The following is a 1438-nucleotide window of genomic DNA, read 5'->3' on the forward strand; positions in this document are numbered from 1 at the left end:
CCACCTGCTCGTTCGCGCGCGTGAGGTGGTCACTGACGTCCCGGAAGAACGGCTGCGCGTGCTCGTCGACGAACGGCAGACCAGGGCTCGACAGCCGCAGCATCGGCTGGGCTAGCGGCCCCGTCGCACGGCGGAATTCGAGCACCTGCCGCTTGAACGTGTAGATCCGGGCGGCGGTGTTTTTGGAGTCGCGGCCGAACGGTGCGAAGACCTCCGCCTCCAGCTCCTCCAGGTCGGTCTGGAGCTCCGCGCCGACCTCTATGTAGTGGTCGACGACGGCGTCGCTCACCGCGTACAGGACGGCGGTCGGACCGTGCCGCAGCACCTCCGGCTCGGCTTCCAGGCGGTGGCGTACGGCCGCCAGCGGGGCGCCCTCGCCGTGGCGCACCGTCACCACGAACGAGTCGCCCACGAAGACCATCAGCTCGCCCGTCGTCACGGTGTCGCTCTCCGGTTCGTAGATCACCGGCTTCAGCACCGCGAAGAGCGAGTCGTCGTACACCTCCAGCTTGGGCCGCTGATGGGCGCGCAGAGCGTCCTCGACGGCCAGCGGGTGCAGGCCGAACTCGCTGCTCACGAGATCGAATTCCTTCTCGTTGGGCTCGTGCAGACCGATCCACAAGAAGGCGTCACCGGTTGCCCGCGCCTCCGAGAGGGCGTCCGAGAAGTCGGAAGGGCCCTCGGAGCGGCACCCTTCCCGGTAGATGGCACAGTCGACGATCACGGCGCGCATTCTCCCCCAGTACGGGCCCTGGCACACCCCGGAGCCGTCTTCCGCCTAGGCTGGCGGCCATGGCCACGCTGATCCTCGTACGCCACGGACGCTCCACCGCCAACACCGCCGGGCTGCTCGCCGGCTGGACGCCAGGTGTCACGCTCGACGAGCGCGGCGCCGCCCAGGCGGCCGCGCTGCCCGGCAGGCTGGCCGGTGTGCCGCTCGCCGCAGCCGTCACCAGCCCCCTCGAACGCTGCCGGGAGACCCTTCAGCCGCTGCTCGAAGCGCGGCCCGGCCTCCCGTCGCACACCGACGAGCGGATAGGGGAGTGCCACTACGGCGACTGGTCGGGCCGCAAGCTCGCCGAACTCTCCGACGAGCCGCTGATGGCCGCCGTACAGCAGCACCCCTCCTCGGTGACGTTCCCGGGCGGGGAGTCGATGCGGGCCATGCAGGCGCGCGCGGTCGACGCCGTACGCGACTGGAACGCGCGCATCGACGCCGAGCACGGCGAGGACGCGGTCTATCTCATGTGTTCTCACGGCGACATCATCAAGTCCGTCGTGGCGGACGCACTCGGCCTTCATCTCGATCTCTTCCAGCGGATTCACGTGGACCCGTGTTCCCTGACGGTCATCCGGTACACCGCCCTGCGCCCCTTCCTTGTGCGGCTCGGCGACACCGGGGACCTCGCCTCGCTGGCGCCGCGTGAGAACGGCAATG

2 protein-coding genes are annotated in these 1438 nt (G+C 69.9%); one reads left to right on the plus strand and one right to left on the minus strand.

Annotated elements, in window-relative coordinates; all coding sequences use genetic code 11:
* A partial coding sequence (locus tag J7E91_RS11120; protein ID WP_214901461.1) for a magnesium and cobalt transport protein CorA occupies positions 1-733 on the minus strand: 733 nt, incomplete at its 3' end.
* Positions 734-792: 59 nt separating this feature from the next.
* On the opposite strand from J7E91_RS11120, the gene J7E91_RS11125 reads away from it, so the two are divergent.
* On the plus strand, positions 793-1438 hold a 646-nt coding region (locus tag J7E91_RS11125), incomplete at its 3' end, for a histidine phosphatase family protein (RefSeq protein ID WP_214901463.1).

The sequence above is a fragment of the Streptomyces sp. ISL-99 genome (genome assembly GCF_018614005.1).
In the GTDB taxonomy this organism is placed as follows: Bacteria; Actinomycetota; Actinomycetes; order Streptomycetales; family Streptomycetaceae; genus Streptomyces; species Streptomyces flavidovirens.